At 66.4% G+C, this 23,534-nt stretch carries 21 protein-coding genes and 1 pseudogene; 12 read left to right on the plus strand and 10 right to left on the minus strand.

Features of this window, described 5'->3' with window-relative positions; genetic code table 11:
- Nucleotides 1-143 precede the first annotated feature (143 nt).
- Together J2X34_RS25825 and J2X34_RS25830 are read left to right on the plus strand one after the other, a co-directional pair.
- Nucleotides 144-1,361, plus strand: a complete 1,218-nt coding sequence (locus J2X34_RS25825) for a TerD family protein (RefSeq protein WP_114724013.1) — start codon at nucleotides 144-146, stop codon at nucleotides 1,359-1,361.
- Between the two features lie 10 nt (nucleotides 1,362-1,371).
- Entirely contained in the window at nucleotides 1,372-2,925 is a 1,554-nt protein-coding gene (locus tag J2X34_RS25830) for a TerD family protein (RefSeq protein ID WP_429520118.1), read from the plus strand.
- A gap of 63 nt (nucleotides 2,926-2,988) precedes the next feature.
- On the opposite strand, the gene J2X34_RS25835 is transcribed toward J2X34_RS25830, so the two are convergent.
- Together J2X34_RS25835 and J2X34_RS25840 are read right to left on the minus strand one after the other, a co-directional pair.
- The gene (locus tag J2X34_RS25835; RefSeq protein ID WP_429520119.1) at nucleotides 2,989-3,276 is read right to left on the minus strand and encodes a hypothetical protein; all 288 of its coding nucleotides are present in this window, start codon (nucleotides 3,274-3,276) and stop codon (nucleotides 2,989-2,991) included.
- Between the two features lie 96 nt (nucleotides 3,277-3,372).
- Nucleotides 3,373-3,879 (minus strand): DUF3558 family protein, encoded by a 507-nt coding sequence (locus J2X34_RS25840; RefSeq protein ID WP_429520120.1) that lies wholly within the window; start codon nucleotides 3,877-3,879, stop codon nucleotides 3,373-3,375.
- Nucleotides 3,880-4,062: 183 nt separating this feature from the next.
- On the opposite strand from J2X34_RS25840, the gene J2X34_RS25845 reads away from it, so the two are divergent.
- Nucleotides 4,063-4,533 carry a hypothetical protein gene (locus J2X34_RS25845; RefSeq protein ID WP_174907384.1) on the plus strand — a complete coding sequence of 157 codons (471 nt, stop codon included), beginning with the start codon at nucleotides 4,063-4,065 and terminating at the stop codon, nucleotides 4,531-4,533.
- Here J2X34_RS25845 and J2X34_RS25850 read toward each other — a convergent pair.
- Together J2X34_RS25850 and J2X34_RS25855 are read right to left on the minus strand one after the other, a co-directional pair.
- Nucleotides 4,525-5,031: an SMI1/KNR4 family protein gene (locus tag J2X34_RS25850; RefSeq protein ID WP_114724018.1), complete on the minus strand. Its 507-nt coding sequence runs from the start codon at nucleotides 5,029-5,031 to the stop codon at nucleotides 4,525-4,527. The two genes, J2X34_RS25845 and J2X34_RS25850, sit on opposite strands and share 9 nt — an antisense overlap.
- Nucleotides 5,018-5,812: a DeoR/GlpR family DNA-binding transcription regulator gene (locus tag J2X34_RS25855; RefSeq protein ID WP_114724019.1), complete on the minus strand. Its 795-nt coding sequence runs from the start codon at nucleotides 5,810-5,812 to the stop codon at nucleotides 5,018-5,020. Before J2X34_RS25855 ends, J2X34_RS25850 begins: the two co-directional genes overlap by 14 nt.
- Before the next feature lie 180 nt (nucleotides 5,813-5,992).
- On the opposite strand from J2X34_RS25855, the gene gnd reads away from it, so the two are divergent.
- The 3 genes from gnd to pgi are packed head-to-tail and all read left to right on the plus strand — an operon-like array spanning nucleotide 5,993 to nucleotide 9,545.
- Complete coding sequence (gnd, locus tag J2X34_RS25860; RefSeq protein ID WP_114724020.1) at nucleotides 5,993-6,886, plus strand: phosphogluconate dehydrogenase (NAD(+)-dependent, decarboxylating); 894 nt, start codon at nucleotides 5,993-5,995, stop codon at nucleotides 6,884-6,886.
- Complete coding sequence (gene fgd, locus J2X34_RS25865; protein WP_114724021.1) at nucleotides 6,883-7,890, plus strand: glucose-6-phosphate dehydrogenase (coenzyme-F420); 1,008 nt, start codon at nucleotides 6,883-6,885, stop codon at nucleotides 7,888-7,890. The genes gnd and fgd overlap by 4 nt, the downstream gene beginning before the upstream one ends.
- A complete protein-coding gene (pgi, locus tag J2X34_RS25870) occupies nucleotides 7,890-9,545 on the plus strand; it encodes a glucose-6-phosphate isomerase (RefSeq protein WP_114724052.1) in 1,656 nt (551 codons plus the stop codon). Before fgd ends, pgi begins: the two co-directional genes overlap by 1 nt.
- Before the next feature lie 73 nt (nucleotides 9,546-9,618).
- Here the strand turns inward: pgi and J2X34_RS25875 are convergent, their stop codons facing one another.
- The 6 genes from J2X34_RS25875 to J2X34_RS25900 are packed head-to-tail and all read right to left on the minus strand — an operon-like array spanning nucleotide 9,619 to nucleotide 15,179.
- A complete protein-coding gene (locus J2X34_RS25875) occupies nucleotides 9,619-10,086 on the minus strand; it encodes a nuclear transport factor 2 family protein (protein WP_114724022.1) in 468 nt (155 codons plus the stop codon).
- A complete protein-coding gene (locus J2X34_RS25880) occupies nucleotides 10,087-11,238 on the minus strand; it encodes a CaiB/BaiF CoA transferase family protein (protein ID WP_220181965.1) in 1,152 nt (383 codons plus the stop codon).
- Entirely contained in the window at nucleotides 11,235-11,849 is a 615-nt protein-coding gene (locus J2X34_RS25885) for an NADPH-dependent FMN reductase (protein ID WP_114724023.1), read from the minus strand. The genes J2X34_RS25880 and J2X34_RS25885 overlap by 4 nt, the downstream gene beginning before the upstream one ends.
- Before the next feature lie 14 nt (nucleotides 11,850-11,863).
- Complete coding sequence (locus tag J2X34_RS25890; protein WP_429520121.1) at nucleotides 11,864-13,036, minus strand: acyl-CoA dehydrogenase family protein; 1,173 nt, start codon at nucleotides 13,034-13,036, stop codon at nucleotides 11,864-11,866.
- 8 nt (nucleotides 13,037-13,044) lie between these two features.
- Complete coding sequence (locus tag J2X34_RS25895) at nucleotides 13,045-14,163, minus strand: acyl-CoA dehydrogenase family protein (protein ID WP_429520122.1); 1,119 nt, start codon at nucleotides 14,161-14,163, stop codon at nucleotides 13,045-13,047.
- Between the two features lie 11 nt (nucleotides 14,164-14,174).
- Complete coding sequence (locus J2X34_RS25900; protein ID WP_174907394.1) at nucleotides 14,175-15,179, minus strand: LLM class F420-dependent oxidoreductase; 1,005 nt, start codon at nucleotides 15,177-15,179, stop codon at nucleotides 14,175-14,177.
- Between the two features lie 300 nt (nucleotides 15,180-15,479).
- On the opposite strand from J2X34_RS25900, the gene J2X34_RS25905 reads away from it, so the two are divergent.
- From J2X34_RS25905 to J2X34_RS25930, 6 genes and pseudogenes are all read left to right on the plus strand, one after another.
- Complete coding sequence (locus J2X34_RS25905; RefSeq protein WP_114724054.1) at nucleotides 15,480-16,316, plus strand: enoyl-CoA hydratase/isomerase family protein; 837 nt, start codon at nucleotides 15,480-15,482, stop codon at nucleotides 16,314-16,316.
- Nucleotides 16,309-17,931: a hypothetical protein gene (locus J2X34_RS25910; protein ID WP_429520123.1), complete on the plus strand. Its 1,623-nt coding sequence runs from the start codon at nucleotides 16,309-16,311 to the stop codon at nucleotides 17,929-17,931. The genes J2X34_RS25905 and J2X34_RS25910 overlap by 8 nt, the downstream gene beginning before the upstream one ends.
- Nucleotides 17,932-17,949: 18 nt before the next feature.
- Entirely contained in the window at nucleotides 17,950-19,509 is a 1,560-nt protein-coding gene (locus J2X34_RS25915; RefSeq protein ID WP_429520124.1) for a class I adenylate-forming enzyme family protein, read from the plus strand.
- 29 nt (nucleotides 19,510-19,538) lie between these two features.
- Nucleotides 19,539-20,669, plus strand: coding sequence for an alpha/beta hydrolase (locus tag J2X34_RS25920; protein ID WP_258558143.1), 1,131 nt, complete (start codon nucleotides 19,539-19,541; stop codon nucleotides 20,667-20,669).
- A gap of 108 nt (nucleotides 20,670-20,777) precedes the next feature.
- A pseudogene (locus J2X34_RS25925) lies at nucleotides 20,778-20,855 on the plus strand (helix-turn-helix domain-containing protein); the annotation flags it as partial.
- Nucleotides 20,856-21,703: 848 nt separating this feature from the next.
- Nucleotides 21,704-23,284 (plus strand): ABC transporter substrate-binding protein, encoded by a 1,581-nt coding sequence (locus tag J2X34_RS25930; RefSeq protein ID WP_147283588.1) that lies wholly within the window; start codon nucleotides 21,704-21,706, stop codon nucleotides 23,282-23,284.
- Nucleotides 23,285-23,534 lie beyond the last annotated feature (250 nt).

A 23,534-nucleotide genomic window follows, 5' to 3' on the forward strand; every position in this document is an offset into this window, starting at 1 on the left:
GTGGCACCCAGGATCGCCGCCGGCGGGAGACTGTGGCGTGGTTCGCGGGTGGTTCACCCGGCGGACTCGACCTTCGTGTATACCCGATCTTTGACCCGATATGTCCGCATCGACCACTTTCACATCGAAGGAGCCGTAACGCCGTGACCGCACCGCTGACCAAGGGGCAGAACGCCCCGATCACTGCCGGCGACGTCGTCGTCCTGCTCGATCTGACCGCGGCCGCTGATTTGTCGGCTCTTCTGGTCACCGCGAACGGGAAGGTTCGCTCCGACGCCGACTTCGTCTTCTTCAACCAGCCGAGCGGTCCTGGCGTGCAGCTGCAGCCGGGCCCGCCCGGTCAGGCTGCAACGCTGCGCGTTTCACTCGCGTCGGTGCCCGCCGACATCGACCAGATTCGTACCGTCATCACCCTCGAGGACGCCACGTCGACGTTCGGTCGCTATGGCGCTCCGACCGCGCGTCTGGCCGATGCCAACGGAAACACACTGTACGAGTATCGGATCGACGGCCTCGATACCGAGTCGATCGTGATCGCACTCGAGCTGTACCGGCGACAGGGCGGGTGGAAGGTACGCGCCGTCGGGCAGGGATACGCGGGCGGTTTCGCCGCGCTGGTCACCGACCACGGCGTCTCGGTGGACGACGAACCGGCCGCTCCTGCGGCTCCTGTCGCGCCGCCGGCGCCCCCCGCGCCGCCTGCGGCTGCGCCGGCCCCTGCCGCGCCGCCGGTTCACCCTGCGCCCCCGGCCGCGGGTGCCGAAGTCAGCCTCGTGAAGGGCCGCCCGGTCAGCCTGACCAAGGGCCAGAAGGTGAGCCTGCGCAAGGACGGCGGGGTGGCCCTCACCATGGTGAGCATGGGCCTGGGTTGGGATCCGATCGAGAAGCGAGGAATGTTCGGCAGCCGCGCCGTCGACGTCGACCTCGACGCCTCGGCCGTCCTGATCGCCGACAACCAGATCGTCGACGTCGCGTACTACGGGCAGCTTCGGTCCAAGGATGGCTCGATTCTTCACGAGGGCGACAACCTCACCGGCGTCGGTGACGGTGACGACGAGGTGATCCATGTCGACCTGACGCGGGTACCGCCGTACATCACCACGGTCATCTTCCTGGTCACCTCCTACAAGGGGCACACCTTCGAGCAGGTCAAGAACGCCTTCTGCCGGCTCGTCGACGCCACCACGAGCAGCGAACTCGCCCGATACACCCTGCAGGGTGGCATGCCATTCACGGGCATGGTCATGGCCAAGGTGTTCCGGTCGGGCGGTGACTGGAAGCTCGAAGCGATCGGCGAGGGAATCCAGGCCCGGCACGCCGGCGAGGCCGCACCCCAACTGCACCGGTTCATCGGCGCGTAGAGGACCGACAGTGCACCTGACGCCTGGACAGAACACCGTGCTGTCGACCGCGACTCTGCGGTTCACCGCCAACAGCGCAACTGCACTCGACGTGTCGGCCCTGGTGACCGATTCCTCGCTCCGGGCACTGTCGTCCGACGACTTCGTGTTCTACAACCAACCACGGACGAGCGGAGTCCATCTGGGACCGGACGGCGTCGAGATCGATCTCGACGCCGTCCGGTCCGATGCCGGCGCCGTGCTCTGCATCGCGAGCGTCGACCCGAACGCTGCCCCCGATGCGGCTTTCACCCAGCTCACCGCGACGCTGCACGACCACAGCGGAGCGCCTGTCGCCACCGTCGACGTCGGCTGCAGATCCGCTGAATCGGCAGTGATCTGTTGGGAGCTGTACCGGCGAGCCGGGCAGTGGAAGGTCCGCGCAGTCGGGCAGGGATACAACGACGGGCTTGCGGGCCTGATCACTCGGCACGGCGTGGACGTCGACGACGACGCGAGTGAACAACCCGCGGCGCAGATGGCAGCCCCAACCACCGCATACGCGCCGATCGAGCCGCTCGACCCGGACAGGATCGTCGAACGGTTCGGGATGATCCAGGAAGACGCTGCTCGCTCGGCCGGTGCCCTTATCGCCGCGCGCCAGTTCGCAGAGTCCCGCCTCGACGACGAGATGACCGCGGCGGTAGCCGATCCCGCCACCCGCAACAGCCCGGAAGCGGGGCAGGCGAGGGCACGAGCGCAGCAGCGACATGACACGGTCGTCGAAGAGGCCTTCATCCGATACCGCCGAGACAGCGCCCACCTCGAGGCTGAACTCCAAGCCGTCGGACCGATGCTGCCGCGACCGTTCGCAGACTGGAACTCTCCAGCCTGGACCAACCTCAGTGCAGGTGGCGGAACCGCAGACGGAATCCGCATCGGGGAACTGTCAGCCCCCCAGTGTGGTCCACTGCGAATCCCGGTGTGTCTGCCGTTCCCACTCCGGCAGCCGCTTCGAATCATCGGCCCGGACACACCCGGAACTTCAGCCGTCGTCTTCGCTGTCGCACTGCGGATGTTGGCCTCCTACGACGACATTGCCCTCGATATCGTCGATCTCAGCGGCGGACTTCGACCGCTGACGTCCGCGCTGTCCCATCGTCCCCACGGAACCACGATCGCAGGTGTCGACGAAGTAGCCGCCTACCTCGAGTCGATCTCCGCGTCGGTCGAACTCGGCATACTCGACGGGGCCGGCGGAGTCCGATGTTCCGCACGTCCCCAGCGGCTTCTCGTTCTGAACCACTTCCCGTTCGGCTACGAGCAGCGGCACTGGCCGGCGATCGCGTTCCTCGCAGAGCATGGCCCGTCGATGGGTGTTTCGATGGTGATCGTGGGCGAAGATTTCTCCTCCGTCGAGGCGATCGACAGCGACCTCGTCCACCGCAGCTACGCCCTTCCGGCCGCGGACCGATCCGAGTGGTGTGACCCGTGGACCTTCAACGACTGGACCTTCACCCCCGATCAGATACCGGCCGACGCCAACCGCCTGGCACAAGTGCTCGCGCACTTCGCGGACCGGTAGCAGGTGCGGTCGGCACCTGTTCTTGGGTCGACGCTGGACTGTGCTGAGTTCTCGGGTGGTGGATCAGCGGCCGGGAGCGACCGCCGTGATGGCCTGTGTGTTCGACTGTTCGGTGGCGTCGAAGCTCGCCGCGATCTTCTCGAACACCGACTGCATCTGCTCGACGACGGTGATGTGATCGGCCAGAGCCTGATCGAGCGGGTAGGCGCCGCCGGACGCCTTCTGCTCGAACTTGCGGGCCAGCGCGACTCCGGAGGGGAGGATGCCGAGGCCGTCGACACGGCTGAGTCCAGCGGCTCCCGCTTGATCCGATCGAGTTCCCTGACCATTTCGGCGCAGCGTTGCGCACACTGCTCGGCAACGCCAGGTTCCAAGTAGAGAAGACCCGCATCGACCTGATCACCGAGTGCACTCCACGAGTTGCTGTTCACAGCGCCGGCCGTCCTGTCAGTTGGGGATCGTCGGAGCGAGGACCTGGGCGTTTCGAATGGCGAGGGGGCACGGGCCTTCAGGTGGAGTTCTTCCGACGAAGTAGCCCGATTTGATCATCACGGTGTCGGTTCCAGAACTGAACATGACATCGCAGTACTCATTGCGAGTGTCGGATGCCTCGCGGAAGGTGAAGGCCTTCCGGCCGCCCAGGTCGACTGGAGTGAAGTCGGTGAAGCGGTCGTTCTCTCGGACCTCGTCGAGGGTGCGTGCCGCAATGAACACCGTTACCGCTGTGCTTTCACCGCCCCAATCGCACAGATTCCACCCTGGCTGTTTGACCCCGAGGATGTCGCGCGTCTCTGACGCCGGATCCACCCCCGCCGCTCGCAGCGCGTCGTCCGGGATGCTGCACGGGTCGAATGCCGGTTCTGCGGCCCCGGGTGCGGCCGGGTCGGCCTGACCCTCGACGCTCGTCGACCTGCAGCCGGCCAGGCTCAGAACCCCGACCGCGGCGACGGCCACGACAGTACACCGTCCCACAGACCTCACGTTTCCCCCTCGTTCGGCGACGATCCGCTCATTGGATCAGACGCACGGTGACCCCACTCGGTTCCACCGAAGATCTCCACTGACGACGACCGGTGACCCGGGCGACGCCACGGATGCGACACCGGAGTCCTGAGCCATCCCGGCTAGGTTCTGCTCATGACTTCTGCCTCCGGCGCCTACTCCGGCCGGCCGCTGCGCCTCCCCGCTCCGCCGACCGTCGAGAACATGTCTGCCCTCGCGCAGGCATGTTCGCACTCGGTTCGTGCCAACACCGGGCACGACCTGCCCTTCACGCTCGCATCTGCACGCGATGTCGACGCCTTCCTCGGCGAGATACGCGACCAGGAGGGCGGCAGCGACTACCTTGCCGAACTCGTCTTCAAGTTCGGCGCCTACCTCGGCGAGCTGCTGGTCCGCCACGCCGGAGGGAGGTGGGTCGAGCCGCCCACCGAGATCGGTGGCTGGCCCGGCATCGAACTGCCTGACGGGACCTTCGCGGACCCCATCGGCAAGGCGTTCAAGCGCGTCGACAACGGCTCCGAGGACGCCGTGCAGTCGTTCGTCGACGTGGCGGTCGACCTCGCCCGCCCTGCCCCGAAGCGGCGCTGGTTCGGGCGGTCACGGTAGCCGCTGCGCGGCAAGCGGTTCGAAGTCGACCTCGGTCGCGCCGAACAACGTCGCGGATTCCGCCCGCAGCACCGGCGCCGCAGCATCCAGCGACGGTCCGAGCAGCCGCAGCGAATTCATCCGCTGCGAGCAGTACACCGGGAACTCGCCTCGCTCGTCACGAGCGGCGGTGTCCCACAACAGCACATCGCCGTTCTCGCTGATGGCGAAAACCTGGAGCGAGTCGACGAGCGCCCAGTTGCCGTCCGGCTCGATCATCCAGTCGAACTCCTCGACCTGCCCGTCGCGGTAGGCCTTCGCTCGTGAGGATCGCGCTCCTGGCCTGGCAGCTGCGGCGTAGCCGCCCCGCACGGGCGGGTACACGAGCCAGAGCCCGAACAGCCTGCCCCAGCCCAGTTCTCGCACGAAGGCCCGGTACGAGTCGGGAAACCCCGCGCCGTCGGGGAACCGGAAGGTATCGAGGAAGTCGACGTCGATGTGGGTATCAGGCGCGCGCACCCGGACGGTTCTCTTCGGCGTCGGAATCGGCGCGGATGAGTCCATCGCCGTACCGATCGGCATCCTCGACGGCGAGTCCGGAGTCCGTGATGATCAGGTCGACTTCGCCGAGCGCGGCCACCCGCGTCAGTGCTCTGTGTCCGAACTTCGAACTGTCTGCGACGACGGCCGAGCGGGCGGATGCCGCGATCATGGCCCGTTTGATCGGGACCTCGAGGGTGTTCGTATTGGTGACCCCGGCGGTGGGATCGATGGCGTCGGCCCCGAGGAATGCCCAGTCGACGGAGTAGTCGGCGAGGAACTCCACCGAACGCTCGCCGACCAGCGTGAATACCGACCCGAGGAGTTCTCCGCCGGTCACCAGCAGGCGCACCTCCGGGAACGTGGCGACGTACTTTCCGATGCGCAGGTCGTTGGTGATGATCGTCAGCTCGGACCTGTGCCGCAGCGCGGCCGCGACCTGGTAGGTGGTGGAGCCGCTGTCGAGAATGACGCTCGCGCCGTCGCTCACGAGGTCCGCGGCCGCACGAGCGATGGCGATCTTCTCGGCCCTGTGATCGCTCTCCTTGACCGCGTAGGGGATCTCGGACATCGCACCGGCGATCGGCCGCGCGCCACCGTGTGTCCGTTCGGCTTTGCCGAGTCGGACGAGAGCGTCCAGATCGCGCCGGATGGTGGACGCGTCCACGCAGAGCTCCCGCGACAGCGCCTTTGCCTCGACGTAGCCGTCTGCCACGAGCCTGCGAAGTATGTCCTCGCGCCGCTGTGCACTCCCGGACAAGCCAGTTCCTCCTCGGACGGTGCCCGCCGTTGCCGACCGGGCGGGCTGGTCGATTGTAGCTTCCGGGCTGCGCAGATATTGACAGATCAGGCAACGGTTTGCATGATTTCACGCAACGGATGCGCGAATTCGTGCAATCCGATTTCTGTCCGGATGGCGTGTCGATTCCGAGGAGTGCCAATGCAGATGGGTCTGATCGGCCTGGGCCGGATGGGCGCGAACATGCGCGAACGCATACGCGGCGCCGGGCACGACGTCGTCGGGTTCGATCCCGGAACCACCGCGAGTGACGTGGAGTCGCTCCAGGAACTGGTTGCCCGGCTGGCGACTCCACGGGTGGTGTGGGTGATGGTTCCGGCAGGCGAGCCGACTCGCACCGTGATCGAACAGCTGAGTCACCTGCTCGGGGCCGGCGATCTCGTCATAGACGGGGGAAACTCGCGCTTCACCGACGACAAGGATCATTGTGAGTTGCTGGGCGACAGGGGAATCGCCTATCTCGATTGCGGTGTGTCCGGGGGTGTTTGGGGTCTGCAGGAGGGGTATGGCCTGATGGTCGGCGGTGCAGCGGGCGACGTCGCGCGCGCCATGCCGATCTTCGACGCCCTGCGGCCCGCCGGCGAACACGCCGAGGGGTTCGTCCATGCCGGACCCGTCGGTGCCGGGCACTACGCGAAGATGGTGCACAACGCCGTCGAGTACGGGCTCATGCAGTCTTACGCGGAGGGCTACGAACTCCTTGCTGCCGAGCCTCTCATCACCGACGTCGGCGCCGTGCTGAAGGCCTGGCAGCGGGGGACCGTGGTGCGCTCGTGGCTGTTGGAGTTGCTGGTGGCCGCGGACAGCGATGATCCGGGGTTCGAATGCCTGACGGGCTACACCGACGACTCCGGTGAGGGGCGCTGGGCCGTCGAGGAAGCGATCGCGCACGCGGTACCCGCGCCGGTGATATCGGCGGCGTTGTTCGCCAGATTCTCCTCGCGCCAACCCGATTCCCCGGCGATGAAGGCGGTCTCGGCGCTGCGCAACCAGTTCGGTGGACACGATGTACGTCTGAAGGAGTTGTCGGCATGAACCTGCGGTTGGGGTACAAGGCATCCGCGGAGCAGTTCGGCCCGCGGCAGTTGGTGGAGTTGGGTGTGCTGGCCGAGGCCCACGGGATGGACTCGGCGACGGTGTCGGATCATTTTCAGCCGTGGCGGCACGAGGGTGGTCATGCGCCCTTCTCTCTTGCGTGGATGACGGCCGTGGGGGAGCGGACATCGCACCTGATGTTGGGGACGTCGGTGATGACTCCGACGTTCCGGTACAACCCGGCGGTGGTGGCGCAGGCGTTCGCGACGATGGGCTGCCTCTACCCGGGGCGGGTCATGCTGGGCGTGGGTACGGGTGAGGCGCTGAACGAGATCGCGACCGGATTCGCCGGGCCGTGGCCGGAATTCAAGGAACGGTTCGCGCGGCTGCGGGAGGCCGTCCGGTTGATGCGGGAACTGTGGTCGGGGAACCGAGTGGATTTCGAGGGGGAGTTCTACCGGACGACGGGTGCATCGATCTATGACGTGCCCGAGGGCGGCATACCGGTGTACATCGCGGCGGGTGGTCCGGTGGTGGCACGGTATGCGGGCCGGTCGGGCGACGGGTTCATCTGTACGTCGGGTAAGGGGATGGAGTTGTACACCGACAAGCTGATGCCCGCGGTCGCGGAGGGGGCGGACACCGCAGGACGCGACATCGCCGCGATCGACAGGATGATCGAGATCAAGATTTCCTACGACACGGATCTGGAACTGGCACTGGAGAATACGCGGTTCTGGGCGCCGTTGTCGTTGACGGCGGAGCAGAAGCACAGCATCGATGATCCGATCGAGATGGAGAAGGCGGCGAATGCGTTGCCGATCGAGCAGGTGGCCAAGCGGTGGATCGTGGCATCGGATCCGGACGAGGCGGTGGCGCAGATCCAGCCGTACATCGACGCGGGGTTGAACCACCTCGTCTTCCACGCGCCGGGCCACGATCAGAAGAGGTTCCTCGAGCTGTTCGAGAAGGACCTCGCTCCACGACTGCGTGCCCTCGCATGATCGGAGTCGATGTCACGAAATCCGCGTTGTGGCAGGAGCTCACGGTGCATCAGTCCACGATCGCGTCGACCGATCTGCGCTCGCTGTTCGCGTCGGACCCGAGCCGCGGCCGTCGCCTCACCGTGAACGCCGGCGATCTCTACATCGACTTCAGTAAGCACCTCGTCACAGCGGAGACGCTCGACCTGTTGACCGCGCTGGCACGATCGGCCGGTGTCGAACGGTGCCGTGAGGCGATGTTCGACGGCAAGCGCATCAACAGCACCGAGGATCGGGCGGTGCTGCACACGGCACTGCGAGCGTCTCGGGGCGCACGACTGGTCGTCGACGGAGAGCACGTTGTCGACGACGTGCATGAGGTTCTCGACCGAATGGCAGACTTTGCCGATCGCGTCCGATCCGGCCGGTGGCGCGGCGCAACGGGCCGTCGAATCCGATCCGTCGTGAACATCGGAATCGGTGGATCCGACCTCGGCCCCGCCATGGCGTACCGCGCTTTGCGGTCCTGTGTCGACGGTCCGGAAGTGCGCTTCGTGTCGAACGTCGACCCCGCGGACCTGGCCTCCGCGCTGGCCGGGTTCGAGCCGGAAACCACTCTCTTCGTGGTGGTTTCGAAGACCTTCTCGACTCTGGAAACCCTGACCAATGCAACCGCGGCGCGCCGTTGGTTGACGAACGTGCTCGGGGAGGACGCTGTACCCCTGCACTTCGTCGCGGTATCGAGCGATGTCGAACGAGTCGAAGCGTTCGGCATCGATCGAGCGAACATGTTCGGCTTCTGGGACTGGGTCGGCGGCCGCTACTCGTTGGGATCGGCCGTCGGACTCAGTCTCATGGTCGCGATCGGGCCCGAACAGTTCGGCGAGTTCCTGACCGGGTTCAGGCGAATGGATCAGCATTTCCGCACCGCGCCGCTCGAATCGAACGCGCCGGTGCTGCTCGGACTGCTCGGTGTCTGGTATGCGAGCTTCTTCGGTGCCGACACACACGCGGTACTGCCGTACGCGAACGACCTCGCGAGGTTCCCGGCGTATCTCCAGCAGCTGGTGATGGAGTCCAACGGCAAGTCGGTCCGATCCGACGGCACCGGTGTGGGCACCCGGACCGGCGAAATCTACTGGGGTGAGCCCGGAACGAACGGGCAGCACGCCTTCCATCAGCTTCTCCATCAAGGCACCCGTCTGGTTCCCGTGGATTTCATCGGGTTCGTGAATTCGGCAGCCGGCGTCACGGAAGTCGACCCCGACGGGTCGATGCACGATGTGCTGGTCGCGAACATGTTCGCCCAGGCGAAGGTCCTGGCGTTCGGCCGCTCCGCGGCGGAGATCGAGTCCGAAGGTGTTGCGCAGGAACTCGTTCCGCACAAGATCATGTCCGGGAACCGCCCGTCGACGACGATCCTCGCGCCCCGGCTCACACCCTCGGTCCTCGGACAGTTGATCGCGCTCTACGAGCACCTGGTCTTCGTGCAGGGAACGATATGGGGCATCAACTCTTTCGACCAGTGGGGTGTCGAACTCGGCAAGAAGGCTGCACTCGAGTTGACGGCCGACCTGTGCGATGTCGGCGTCGCGGTCTCCGATGGGGACACTTCCACGACAGAGCTGATGGGGGTCTACCGGCGGGAGCGGGACAGCGTGCGGTGCCCGCACTGACGGCAGGCACAGCGAAACGCCCGGGGGCCGTCGAACCGTTTCGGTCGGCGACCCCCGGGCGGGGCGCGTGGGTCTACACGTCGCGCTTGCCGAGCCTCATCACCTCGCGATTGCCGGTGCACCACCGCTGGACCGCGCGCACCGAGCTGATCCGCCAGCCGTCCTCACCTCGCCGGAGACCCATGTCGTACTGACCTCCGGAGGTCCACAGCGGTCCACCGCTGTTGTTGGGCTTCACGTGGGTGGCCACCACCTGGGAGATGCACCTGGCCTCGTCGCCCGAGCCGCTCACGAGGTGCCCGGACACCTGGTGCTGCGTCGCGTCGAGGTTGCCGAGCAGACGCTCGGCGTTCCTGACGTAGTCGGCGCGCGGAGTGTCGGTGGGGGCACCGCCGAAGACACCCACGTAGTCCAAAGTGATGGTCTCGGTGAAGATCTCGTGGAGGTCGGCCCACCGGCGCTCGTCGATGTAGTACGTCATCTTCGTGCAGGTCTCGATGATCTCCGCACGATCGTCGGCGCTGAAGCGCTCGTCGGTCATTCAGTTGTTCCCTTCGTTCACGGATGATTGCGGACGCTCGCCGGCGGCGCCGCCGGCGAGGAGATCGTCGATCTCCACGGCGTCGACGCCCCACTCGCCCAGGACTTCACGAGTGTGCGCGCCGGGCGTGGCGGCCGGCGCCGGGGTCCGAGGAGGCGTGCGGGAGAAGCGTGGGGCCGGGGCCGGCTGTACGACGCCACCGACCTCGACGAACACATTCCGCGCGCGGTTCGCCGGATGCCGCGTCGCCTCCGTCGGGCTGAGCACCGGCGCGAAGCACGCGTCGGTGCCCTCGAGCAGGTCGCACCACTCCTGTCGGGTCCGGGTGGCGAACAGTTCGGCGAACCTGGACCGTGTCGCTGTCGCGTCGGCGGTACGGTCGACCTCGACACCCAGACGGTCGCACAGGTCGTTGTAGAACCGGGACTCCAGAGCGCCGATCGCGACGAACTGGTGGTCGGCCGTCTCGTACACGTCGTAGTGACCGGCACCGCCGTCGAGGACGTTGCTGCCCCGTTTCTCGGACCATTCTCCGGAGGCGATGAGTTCGTGGATCGCGGTGGTGAGCAGTGCCGCCCCGTCCACGATCGCGGCATCGACCACCTGGCCCTGTCCGGACGACCGCGCCTCGAGTAGCGCGCTGACCACACCGAGGGCGAGCAACATTCCGCCGCCGGCGAAGTCACCGACGATGTTGCCGGGTGGGACGGGACGCTCGGGTGTCCCGATGCCGTGGAGCGCGCCGGCGAGCGCGATGTAGTTGATGTCGTGCCCGGCGGTCTGGGCGAGCGGGCCGTCCTGGCCCCAACCGGTCATGCGCCCGTAGACCAGACGCGGGTTGCGTGCACGGCAGTGCTCGGGGCCGATGCCGAGGCGTTCGGCGACGCCGGGACGGAAGCCCTCGATCACCGCATCCGCGCTCTCACAGAGACGCAGGAACGTCTCGACGGCGTCAGGGTTCTTGAGATCGAGCGCGACGGAGCGGCGGCCTCGCCCAACCGGCTCGTGCTCCAGCAGTGCCTCACCGCGCGGTGCGAGACGGTCGATGCGTACGACGTCCGCGCCGAGATCGGAGAGCAGCATGCCGGCGAAGGGCAGTGGACCCATGCCCTGCAGTTCCAACACGCGGACTCCGGCCAGCGGGCCGCTCAATTCACGGCTCCCAGCCGGGTGGAGTACGCGCCCGCCGACCCGAGGGTGTGGACCAGCGTCACGAGGTTGTTCAGCAGTTGGCCAATGAGTTTCGTGGCCCCTGGATCGACGAGTGTGCCATCCTCGAACCGGGTGTGCGCGCGGGTGACGAAGACCTCCGGGTGGTTCACCACATGGGATTGCGTCGCCACGAACGACTGCCGCAGTTGGGATTGCGCGCGCGCCGTACCCAGGATGCTCGGCGATGCACCGACGAGGGCGACGGCCTTGCCCTCGAGTCCGGAGTTGCCCGGTGGCATCGAGATCCAGTCGAGCGCGTTCTTGAGCACCCCGGGGACGCCGTAGTTGTACTCGGGGGTCGCGATGACGATCGCGTCGGCAGCGCGTACGGCCTCTCGCAGCTCGGCCACCGCGGGAGGTTCACCCTGGCGGGCATGGTCCTCGTTGAACAGTGGAATCTCCGCCATCCGGGTGAACGGGTCGATCGCCAGATCGTCCGGGCAGAGCCGGATGACGTTGTCGAGCAACAGCTGATTGTAGGAACCCGCGCGGAGGCTGCCCACGATCCCGACCGCACGGAGGCTCCGGGGAATGGTCACATCATCGGTCATCGTCGGACTCTTTCCTACTGCTGTCGGACACGTGGTTCGCGCGGGAGTCCCAGGACGCGTTCGGCGATCACGTTCTTCATGATCTCGTCGGTTCCGCCGCCGATCCGCAGGCCCAGGGCGCCGGTGAGCAGTTCGGTCCAGGGGTTCTCGAGGACGCCGTCCGGGCCGAGGGCGCGCAACGCGGTGTCCGCGGCGAGGTACTGGCCTTCCGTCGAGAGCAGTTTCGTGATCGACCCCTCGGCCCCCGGCGGACGCCCCTCGTTGGCTGCGGTGCGCAGCCGGAGCTTCAGGATGCCGAGGATGTGCTGGATCGTGTACACGTCGGCGAACTGTCGGCGGATCGTCGGGTCGGTGACGTGCGTGCTGGTGCGGAGCATCTCCAGCAGTGGCTGCGCGCCAACGATATCCGGCTCCAGCGAGTAGCGCTCGGCCATCAGGGTGGTCATCGCGACCTCCCACCCCTGGCCGGGCTCGCCGAGAACCGCGTCGGCGGCGACCTCCGCGTCGTCGAAGAAGACTTCGTTGAAGGTGTGCGCTCCGGTCGCCTGCTTCAGCGGCCGAACCGTGACTCCTGGTTGCTTCAGGTCGACCAGGAACGCGGTCAGACCGCGGTGGCGGGGAGCATCCTCGCTGCGGGCGAGGAGGTAGCCGAATGATGCGTACTGGGCGTAGGACGTCCAGATCTTCTGCCCGTTGATCCGCCAGCCGTCCGCGGTCCTGCGTGCGGTGGTGCGGATGGCGGCGAGGTCGGATCCGGCGTCCGGCTCGGAGAACAGCTGGCACGAGAGTTGCTTGCCGGCCAGGAGCGGTGTCAGGTACCGGTCGCGTTGCTCGGCGGTTCCCCACAGGGAGAGAGTCGGCACGATCATCCCCATCGTGACCGACTGGGCATCGAGCGGCAGGCGGTATCGCCCCTCCTCTTCGGTGAACAGGAGTTTCTGGGGGACATCACCTCCCGCGCCGCCGTACTCCTCCGGGATGCCGATTCCCGCCCACCCGTCCGCGTACTTGCGGGCCTGCCAGGCGAGGGCCTGCTCCACGTGGCGGACGGATTCCCCGGTGGTGCGAGCGCCGAAGACGCTCAATCTGCCCGTGTCCGGCTCCTCGAAGGCGGGTGCGTTCGCGGCAAGCCACTTCGCAGCCTGCTCCCGGTACGCGATGTCAGCGGGCGAATCAGCGAAATCCATGGTCGCTCCTAGGGGGTCTCGGCGAGCAGAAGGCGGGCGGCAACCGCGTCGCGGTGATCGTCGGGACTTCCCAGAGTCATTGCGCGACTCCGGGCGCGGCGGACGTGCAGGTGCGCGTCGTGTTCCCACGTGAACCCGATCCCGCCGTGGGTCAGGAGATTTGCCTCCGCGGCCTGCACGTAGGTGTCCGAGCACCACGCCTTCGCCATCGATGCGACGAGGGCGAGTTCCTCCGTCGCGCCGGTGTCGGCGAGCCATGCGGCGTGATAGACGAGCGACCGTGCGCCCTCGACCTTGAGTAGTACGTCCGCGCACCGGTGCTTGATCGCCTGGAAGGACCCGATCGCCCGTCCGAACTGCGTTCTCGTCTTCGCGTACTCGACACAGCTGTCCAGGCAGGCCTGCGCGCCTCCCAACTGCTCGGCGGCCAACGCGATGTTCGCGTGCGCGAACGCCCGCTCGACCTTGTCCGAGACGGGCGCGCCGAGCCGGACGGACGGGGTGTCGTCGAAGCGGATCCGGCTCGATCGGGTGACCAGATCGTAGGGTGTGGCCTCGTCTGCGGGGGCGTCTCTGGGCGCGTCGAGGACTCCGCGGTCGACAGCGAAAAGGCCGGTCCCGCTGGACGTGCGCGCGGGCACGATCAGCAGACCTGCCGACTCCGCATCGATGACCGCGTCGGCGACGCCGGTCAGTCGCGCGTCGTCCGACGCGTGGACCGGGAGGTTCGCCATCGACCCGACCCCCACGGGGAGCGCGAACGTGGCGATCAGCTCGCCTTCGGCGATCCGGGGGAGGAAGTCGGCGCACGCCGTGTCGTCGTCGGTCGCGAGGAGTGCGGTGGACGCCAGGCCGATGCTGGCCAGGTACGGCGACCTGACGAGACGGCGGCCGAACTCCTCGAGGACGATTGCGAGTTCGACCATCCCGCCACCGGCACCGCCGTACTCGACCGGAATCGGGACCGACATCAGGCCGAGCTCGTCTGCCGCTCGGCGCCAGACCGCTTCGTCGTAGCGGAGGCCGGCCTCCATGAGTGTTCGTACCTGCTGCCGATCGGAGGCGTCGAGGAATCGACCGACGCTGTCGCGGAGAGCAGCTTGCTCTGGGGTGAAACCGAATTGCACGATCTTGCCGCCTAGGTGAGGAGGTCGGCCATGAGGCGAACCGCCTCAGGCTGTCGGGTCATGAGGGACATGGAAGTGATCGGTGCCGAGGTCCAGGGGTCGAGCAGTTCCTTGATCCGTTCGGGTGGGCCGCACAGTGCGATGTCGTCGACCAGGTCGTCCGGCACTGCGGCGATCGCCTCCTCCTTCCGTCCCGCGAGGTACAGATCCTGGATCTTCACTGCCGCGTCCGTGTATCCGTAACGACATGCGACGTCGTTGTAGAAGTTCTTTCCCCGGGCGCCCATGCCGCCGACGTAGAGCGCGATGCTCGGCTTGACCTGGGCTCGGCACTCGGCGGCGTCGTCTCCCACGACCACGTCGAGAATCGGGCACAGGTCGAAGTCGGGTCGGGGCGTGAACCCGGCGGGAACGATCGCGTCGAACCTGCGCGGGGAGAAGAACACCGGGAACCAGCCGTCGGCGATCTCGCAGGCCAGTTCGATGTTGCGGGGCCCGATCGCCGCGAGGTAGATCGGCAGGTTCTCTCGCCGGGGATGCAGGATCATCTTGAGTGGCTTGCCCAGGCCGCTGCCGTCGCTCCCCGTATAGGGGACGTCGTAGTAGGTGCCGTGGTGTTCGAGGGGGGCCTCGCGGCGGAGCACCTGCCGGACCACATCGACGTACTCGCGGGTACGTTGCATCGGCTTGCCGTAGGGGATACCGTGCCAGCCTTCGACGACCTGCGGCCCGGACATGCCGAGACCGAGGCGGAATCGGCCGTCGGAGAGATGGTCCATCGTGGCTGCGGTCTGTGCCGTGAGAGCTGGTGAGCGGCCGGCCATGCCGAGAACGGCTGTGCCGAGCCCGATCCTGGACGTTCGTCCGGCAAGCCATGCAAGGGGCGTAATGCCGTCGGACCCGTAGGCCTCGCCGGACCACACGCAGTCGAACCCGACATCCTCGGCGAGCTGCACGAGGTCGAGAACGTCGTCTCTTCCAGATCCCCAATAGCCAAGGTTCAGGCCAAGTTTCATGACGTCCTCCGAATGCGGATGTGGGGGCGGCCGATGGTGCCGCCGGAGGGAGTGGGATCGCCAAGGGTGAGGTCCCGGGTGTTTCGTCGTCCCGAGAACATAGCAGATTCTGACCTGCAGAGGGATTTTCTGTAAACCCTTGTGACGTCACCGAACTCGTGCCATGCTTTCACCAGCCGAACGCACAGGCGAGCCGACCTCGAAAGGTGGGCCCTGGCGCTCGGTATCCAATTTTCCGACCAGGCTGTGGCCGCCGTTCGAGACGGTTTCGAGGGCCCGCCGCCGTTGAATGGAGTCCTTATGAAGGCCGTGGATGCCCCGATTCTCGTTTCGAACCCCGCCCCGGGCGTTCAGCAGATCACGTTGAACCGCCCGAACAGGCTCAACGCCCTCAACCCCGGCCTGATCATCGAACTCACCAAACACCTCGATTCCTTGGTGCGGGCCGACGATGTCAAGGTCGTCGTGCTCACCGGTGCCGGCCGTGGTTTCTGCTCCGGCGCCGACCTGTCGGGCGAGGTGTTCCCGACCGGCGTGGAGAGCGATCCGAATCGGCACTGGGCGGCCATTCAGTCGTGGTACTCCGGGGTAGTGGCGCGGCTGCGTCGGATCCCGCAGCCGGTGATCGCGGCCGTCAACGGACCTTGCGTCGGCGGCGGCTTCTCTCTCGCGATGGCGAGCGATATCCGGCTGGCCGCACCGGAGGCGTACTTCTCTGCGGCGCAGATCAATATCGGTCAGTCGGTTTCCGAGATGGGTGCGAGCTACCTGCTCCCCCGGATCATCGGCGGTCGTGCGACGGAGATCCTGATGACCGGCCGTCGAGTGCAGTCCGACGAGGCCGAGCGCATCGGCTTCGTGAGCCGCGTCTGTCCCGACGGTGTCGTGGACGCCGCACTCGAGGTGGCCGGGGTGCTCGCGGCCAAGGCGCCGCTGGCCCTGCGGATGTCGAAGGAGGCGCTCAACGCCTCGCAGGAGATCGGCAGCCTCGAGGCCGCGTTGACCATGGAGGACCGTACCCAGGTCGTCTGTGTCCTGAGTCAGGACCTGGCCGAGGGAGAACTCGCCTTCCGCCAGAAGCGCAAGGCCGTGTTCTCCGATGCTCTCGTCGGATCCGCGCAGGTGTCCGATGAGTAAGCCGCCCGGCAACCGCGCGGTGTCCCGCTTCGAGCTCTACCTGGATACGTCGCCGAGTGTCGCGGCCGGGTGGTCGATGGGCACCGTCCGCGAGCCGGCCCGACTCTTCGGGGCCAACGGGGTACGGCTCCATGCCGACGGCCGCTTATGGATCTCGGAGCTTGTAGGCGAACACCTTTCGGCGTGGGACGCCGACAATGACGTCCTGTCGACCGTTTCACCGATGGGCTCGGAGCTCCAGGGACCCGACGACATCGCCTTCGACTCCGAAGGGACCGTCTACGCGGCCGAAACGATGAACGGGAGAATTAGCGGTCGCCGCGCCGACGGCACGTACTTCGTGCTGGTCGACGACTGCCCCGCGGTGAACGGCATCACCGTCGACCCCGAGACCGACAGGTTGTACGTCGACGAGATGCGTGAGGGCGGTCGGGTCCTCGAGATCGACCGGCACCAGCGAAACCAGGTCCGGGTGATCGCCGAGGGTCTGGATTGGCTCAATGCCCTGGCGATGGGTCCCGACCGGCGGCTGTACATGCCGCAGGTCTTCGCGGGGACCGTGTTGGCCGTGGACCCGGAGTCCGGTGCGGTCGAGAAGGTCGTCGACAGCCTCGCGCACCCGACCGCGGTCAAGTTCGCCCCGGACGGCCGGCTCGTCGTGGCCCAGGCGAGCATCGGCGAGGTCACGGCGGTGGATCTGAGCACCGGCGAGCGGCAGCGGCTGGTGAGCCTCGCCCCCGGCATCGACAACTTCGACATCGATGCACGCGGCTACATCTACGTCTCCAACTTCGTGGAGGCGAGTGTGGCGCGGTACTCGATGGAGACCGGTGAGCTCGACACGGTGCTCTCGGCGGGCTCGTTCCTCGGGCCGTACCAGGTCGCCAGTGCAGCCGAAGGTTTCATTGCGGCCGACCACGGGAGCATTTGCCGGGTGGACGGTGACGGCACCCTCGAGCGGGTGAGCAGGCTGCTGCTCGACCAACCGTTCGCCGCCGTCGGTGCCGTCGAGGTCGCCGGCGTCCTCGTGGCGCTGAGTCAGGCCGGCGAGGTGTTCCGCCGTGTCGACGACTCGGGCGAGTGGGTCAAGATCTTCGGTTCGCTCAGCGGAGCGAACTCCGAGTACTTCGCCCAAGATGCCGACGGGGTGAATGCCGTCGGTGTCGGTGACGATCAGTTGCTGGTCGGGATGCGACGCGGTGACGTCGTCGTCCTGGATCTGGACGGCACCGTGAAGTCGCGGCGGCCGTCGGGGCTCACGACCGTCACGGCGATCACCGGTGACCGCGGTGCGATCGTCGTCAGCGACGAGACCACGGGCTCGGTGCTGGTCCTCGGCGAGGGCGAACCGTGTGCGCTGACCGGCTTCGTCCGGCCCCAGGGCGTCGCTCTCACCGACGACTACGTGGTGGTCGCCGATCAGGGCGCACGGCAGGTCGTGTGCGTGAGCCGGGACGGCGACCGACGCGAGGTGGCGGCCACGGATCTCCCTCTCGGACTGCCGCAGGTACAGGCCAACGACGGTCGCCGGTCGTCGGTGACCATCGCGGCCGACGGGTCGATCATTGTCGGATGCGACGGCGACGGGAGCATCCGCCGCCTCGTTCGCAGCTGAAGACCGCTGGGAGGGAACATGAATCTTGCTGGACCACTGCGGTACTGGGCGCAGCGCGACCCGGAGCGCATGGCGATCGCGATGGGCGATCGCGAACTCACGTGGGCACAACTGGACGACCGCACCTCGAGGCTCGCGCAAGGACTGCGCGGCCTCGGGGTGGGGCTCGGCGATCGGGTGGCGGCACTCGTTCCCAACTGCATCGAATTCTGCGAGACGGTGCTGGCTTGTTTCAAGCTGGGCGCGACCTTCGTGCCGCTGAACTACCGGCTGGCACCTGCGGAGCTGGCCGAGATCATCGACCGCAGCGGTACGACGACGATCGTCGCGGACCGAGCGATGCTGGACACCCTCCTCGAGTACGACGAACAGGCGGTCCGCCGGCACCGGCTCATCGTGACCGCGGCGCCTCGCGACGGTGAGCGTTTGTTCGAAGAGGTCGTGGCTGCGTCCGCGCCCGAGGACCCGCGGGCGTTCTTCGCCGGCGACCATCCGGCGTTCATCTGTTACACGTCGGGAACGACCGGCGTACCCAAGGGCGCAGTGCTCAGTCACCGCAATGTGCTCGCGGTGTGCGCCGAGCGGATCGCGATCGATGCGTGGAACTCCACCGACAGCACGTACTTCCCCTATGCGCTCGCCTTCACCGGCGGACTGATCGCGATGTGGATGCCGCTGTACTCGGTGGGCGGTCAGACCGTGCTCGACGCCGAGTTCGACCCGGTACGGACCCTCGAGGTCTTCGAGGAACGTCGTATCACCCAGTTCATCGCGGTCGGATCGATTCTGGAGGCGCTCACTCAGGCCGCAACCTTCGAGTCGACCGACCTGTCCAGCCTTCGGATGCTCGGCACGGGTGGCCAGGCCATCTCCGTCGCGATGCTGCAGGCGTTCGGGCGTAGGGGGCTGTATGTGTGCCAGGGCTATGGCCTCACCGAAAGCGGTGGGCTGTGTCTGGCGCTGTCCGGCGAGATGTCGGAGAAGAAGCTGGGCTCCACCGGTATCCCGACGCCGCAGACGACGGCCCGGGTGGTGGGGATCTCGGGCGACGACGTTGCCCCGGGTGATGTCGGCGAGCTGTGGTTGCGCGGGCCCCAGATCATGGAGCGCTACTGGGAGGATCCCGTGGCCACCAGCGATGCGGTCGTCGACGGCTGGCTGCGTACCGGCGATCTCGTCAGGCAGGACGAGGAAGGCTACTTCTACGTCGTCGACCGCGCCAAGGACATGCTGATCTCGGGTGGGGTCAACATCTACCCCGCCGAGATCGAGCGCGTGCTCGCGGGCTATCCCGGGATCAGCGAACTCGTGGTCATCGCCGCCCCCGACGAGAAGTGGGGTGAGGTGCCGGCGCTGATCGCACGACGCGACAAGCACGCAGCACAAGCGCCGAGCGCCGACGAGCTGATCGAGTACTGCCGTCAGCATCTGGCCCGTTACAAGGCCCCCAAATATGTCCTGTTCCAGGATGATCCGCTCCCTCGCGGCCTGTCCAACAAGATCCTCAAGAGTGAGGTTCGTGAGCAGTGCCTGCCGATGCTCGGTCTGAGCGTGGACGACACGCCGACGATGGCATGACGAAGAACTGATGGAGGCATGAGGAAGACGTGACACAGCTATCGGAGATCGAGACCACGTTCGTCGGCCTGGCCGCTCCGGGCCAGCCCCGGGCGGGAGCGGGCGGTTGGCCCTGCCAGGGCGTCTACCACCGTCCTCGGGGAACCCGGCCGAAGGTTGCCGTGATCGCAACCCACTACAACGTCGACTTCTCCCAGCACTACCTGGCCGATCATCTGGCCGCACGCGGATTCGGCTTCTTGGGTTGGAACACGCGGTTCCGCAACGATCCACTGCACTTCCTGCTCGATCGGGCACTCGTCGACATCGGAGTCGGCGTGAGGTGGCTACGCGAGGAGATGGGCGTCGAGTCGGTGATCATCCTCGGCAACTCCGGTGGATGCTCACTGATGGCGGCATACCAGTCGCATGCGACCAAACCGAATGTCGTTGCCCTACCGGGTATGCGACCGGCGCCCGGACTCGACGATCTCGTACCGGGCGACGCCTTCATTGCACTGGCGGCACACCAGGGTCGCCCCGACGTACTGACCAGTCAGCTCGACCCTGCGGTCATCGACGAGAACGACCCCACACTCACCGATCCCGAACTCGACCTGTGGAACCCCGAGCGGGAGAGACCGTTCACAGCCGAGTTCCTCACCCGCTACCGGGCCGCGCAGCGCGACCGCAATGCTCGGATCACTGCGTGGGCCAAGTCCGAGCTGCGTCGCGTCGCCGCCGCCGGTCAGCGCGATCGTGTCTTCACGGTCGCGCGGACATGGGCGGACCCACGATTCGTGGATCCGACCATCGACCCCAACGGGCGCAAGCCGAACCTGTGCTACCACGGTGAGCCCGAACAGTCGAACGGCTCGACCTGGGGCCTGGTGACGTCGTGCACACTGCGGACATGGCTCTCGATGTGGAGTCAGGAGACTTCGCAGTGCAATGCCGGTCCTCACCTGGCGAACATTTCGGTGCCGGGATTCGTCGTCAACGGTGACGCAGACACCGGGGTGTTTCCCAGCGATGCCGAGGCACTCCTGAACGGGCTTGCCTCCGTGGACAAGACCGCCGCAACGATCCCAGGCGATCACTACTTCGACCGGCCGACAGATACTCGCCCGCAGGTCGCTGACGTGATTGCGGAGTGGATCGGACAGCGGTTCCAGCTGTAGCGGGACACCTGGGACGGCCGGCTCGAACGGTCGAAGACGAGGAGCTCGGGTCCTGGTGGTCGGCCCCCGGCGGCTCTGTACTGCCGGGGGTGAAGTCGCCGGTCAACGACGGAGGTGAGTGAGCACCTGTCGGTGGCCTCGTCCACGGCTCATCGGCTGCTGGCGACGCTGCAGTATCGCGGGTTCCCGGGTGGGTATGTCGATGCCCGCGAGTTCGACCTCCTCGGGCAAGGCGCTGCCGTCGTTGCACGACAACCAGCGGATCTCAAACATCCTGCGATACAGAGATTCTCGATATCGCCCGCCCTCCTTGCAGGCCGCCGCCGCTCCGGGCGTTCGGACTGCGCCTCGAACCCTCGGCTGTCTCGACGGACGTGCGTGATGGCAGTGAGCCATGCGGATCGTCTGTGTCGGTAGGGGTTTCCTCGGTATCGGCTGAGCATCCCTCCGGTCGTGTGACGTGGCTCACCGGCGTGAGTCAGGTCTGATTGAACAGTCGCGAAGCTACCGGTGTCAAGACCAATCTATCGTTCGTTAGCTCGCTAGAGTGCCTGCAGGGCGCTTTTTCCGCAGGGGCTGATTCTGGCGAGCAGAGACATCTTCCGATTCTTCCGGCCGGGGCGATCCGTGCGTGCGCCGACGCTGTGCCCTGCAGGCCGGCGGGCTGTCTGCGAACAGGGATTTCGACGGTTCTCTGGACAACAGAATGATCTTCTAGCAAGGTAGTCCCCGAGCGGTGGATGCTTCGCGTGCCGGCCCTGGGTGGCCGGCCGGTATCGATGATCCGCGAGTCGGTCGATGCCGTGCCACGAATCTTGGTGAAGAGAGGCGAAAAGCGTTGAACAACAGTCAGTGTGAACTTGGTGGTGTGTTCTGTCCGGTGTCGGCGAGCATCACGATGACCGACCGGCGTACGGCTCCGGCCGGCGTGTGAACGACGTTCAACCGACCTCGATAGACGGTTCACCTGAGTCGAATTGGCGGAACCGCCACGTCTTTCGTCGATCGAGACCCTTCCTGCGAGAGGAACAATCGTGAGATTTCTAGGTGCAAAAGTCTGTGGTGCCGCTGCGATCCTTGCGCTCGCCGTCACCGGATGCGGCGGCCAACCCGCCGCGCAGGAGCGAACAACGACGGGACCCGCCGTCTCCGAAGCCGATCCGGCCGGGCACCTGCGGGTGGGCTACTTCCTCCCGCCGCGGCCGGTGGATCCCTACACGGCGCCCTCGACCGTTGCGGCATATCCGTACCTCACGCCGCTCTACGATCGTCTCACCCAGATCGTGAACGGTGAGAACGGAGCGGTGCTCGCCCCGATGGTCGCCACCGGGTGGGAATTCGGACCGGACGGCCGATCCGTAACCTTCACTCTCCGCGACGACGTCACGTTCTCCGATGGCGCGGTGCTCGATTCGTCAGCGGTGAAGGCCTCGCTGGAGCGCGCCATGCGCCTACCGGGATCGACAGTTTCGAGCTTCTTCTCGATGGTCGAGGGCATCGACGTTGTGGATCCGTTGCGGGTAACGATACGGACGAACCGGCCTGCCTCGGATCTTCCGTACGTCCTGTCCGGCGTCGAGGGGATGCTCATCAGTCCCAACGCCGTGAACAACCCGGATCTCGACGTGCGACCGGTCGGATCCGGACCGTACAAGCTGGACACCCTGCGCGTAGGTGATTCGATCTCGTACGTGCGGAGGGATGGGTACTGGGACCCGTCCGCGCAGCTGCCGGAACGGATAACCATCACCGGTTACGCGGATGGCAACGCGCGCATCAACGCGCTGCGCTCCGGCCAGATCGACCTCGCGTACGTGATGCCCGTCGACTACACTCAAGCGTCGAATCTCGGTCGCGGATACGGCTTCTACTCCTACCCGCCCTCCACGGAGTACGTGGTGAATGTGAACACGAACTCTGCCGACATGGCTCGGCCGGAGGTTCGTCAGGCGATGAACTTCGCGATCGATCGGGAGGGTATCAACAAATCGATCATGCACGGTCAGTGCACGCCCAATCCGCAGGCCGCCACGCCGGGAACCGTCGGATACCTCGAAGAGCCGCCGATCCGATACGACTTCGACCCGGAGCGTGCCCGACAGATTCTCGAGTCGGCCGGTGCGAGCAGCCTCGAGATCGACATGATGGCGCCGTCGCGGGTCTCCCCGGTGGTTGAACTTGCGACCGCGGTGCGATCGCAGCTCGAAGACATCGGAATCAAGGTGAACTATCAGGAAGTCGATCAAGCGGAGATGAATGCCCGGTTCGCGCAGGGCGATGCGTACGACGCGGTCCTCAACGGCCGGGTGCCACGGGCGAGTTCGCTGCAGTCGTTCCAGTATTGGTACCGGACGCCCCAGCTGTTCCCCGGACCGCGTCCCGCCGGCTTCGACGAGACCCTGGATCGAGCGTTCGACCCGGCTCTGACCGAGGACCAGCGCACGCAACTCCTCGAGGACACCGCCTCGATCGCAACCGAGCAGGCAATGAACGTCTTCATCTGTGCGACCCCCACTCAGTTCGCCTATTCCGACAAGGTCATCGGAGCCACCGAGATGGCGATGTCCCGAATCCAGGGAGTCCCTGACCTACGGCACGTCGGTGTGGCGAAGTAGCCACTCGAACCGTCGAACCGGTGGTGGCTGAACGCTGACACCGATGAACGAAAGCATGACCGGGGATTGGCTGTGACGGTACGGCCGAACGCGATCTTCTGCGTATCGGACCGCCGCGGCAGCCGATCCCCGGTCATGCTTGTTTGTAAACATGTTGGTAGACAACAGGACACGAGCTTTCAGCTATTGACGTTTCGGATGGAAGATGACTAACGTTCGTTAAAGATGTGAACTGTCACATGCTTCCAGT

It is taken from the genome of Rhodococcus sp. BE178, assembly GCF_050433545.1.
GTDB lineage: Bacteria > Actinomycetota > Actinomycetes > Mycobacteriales > Mycobacteriaceae > Prescottella.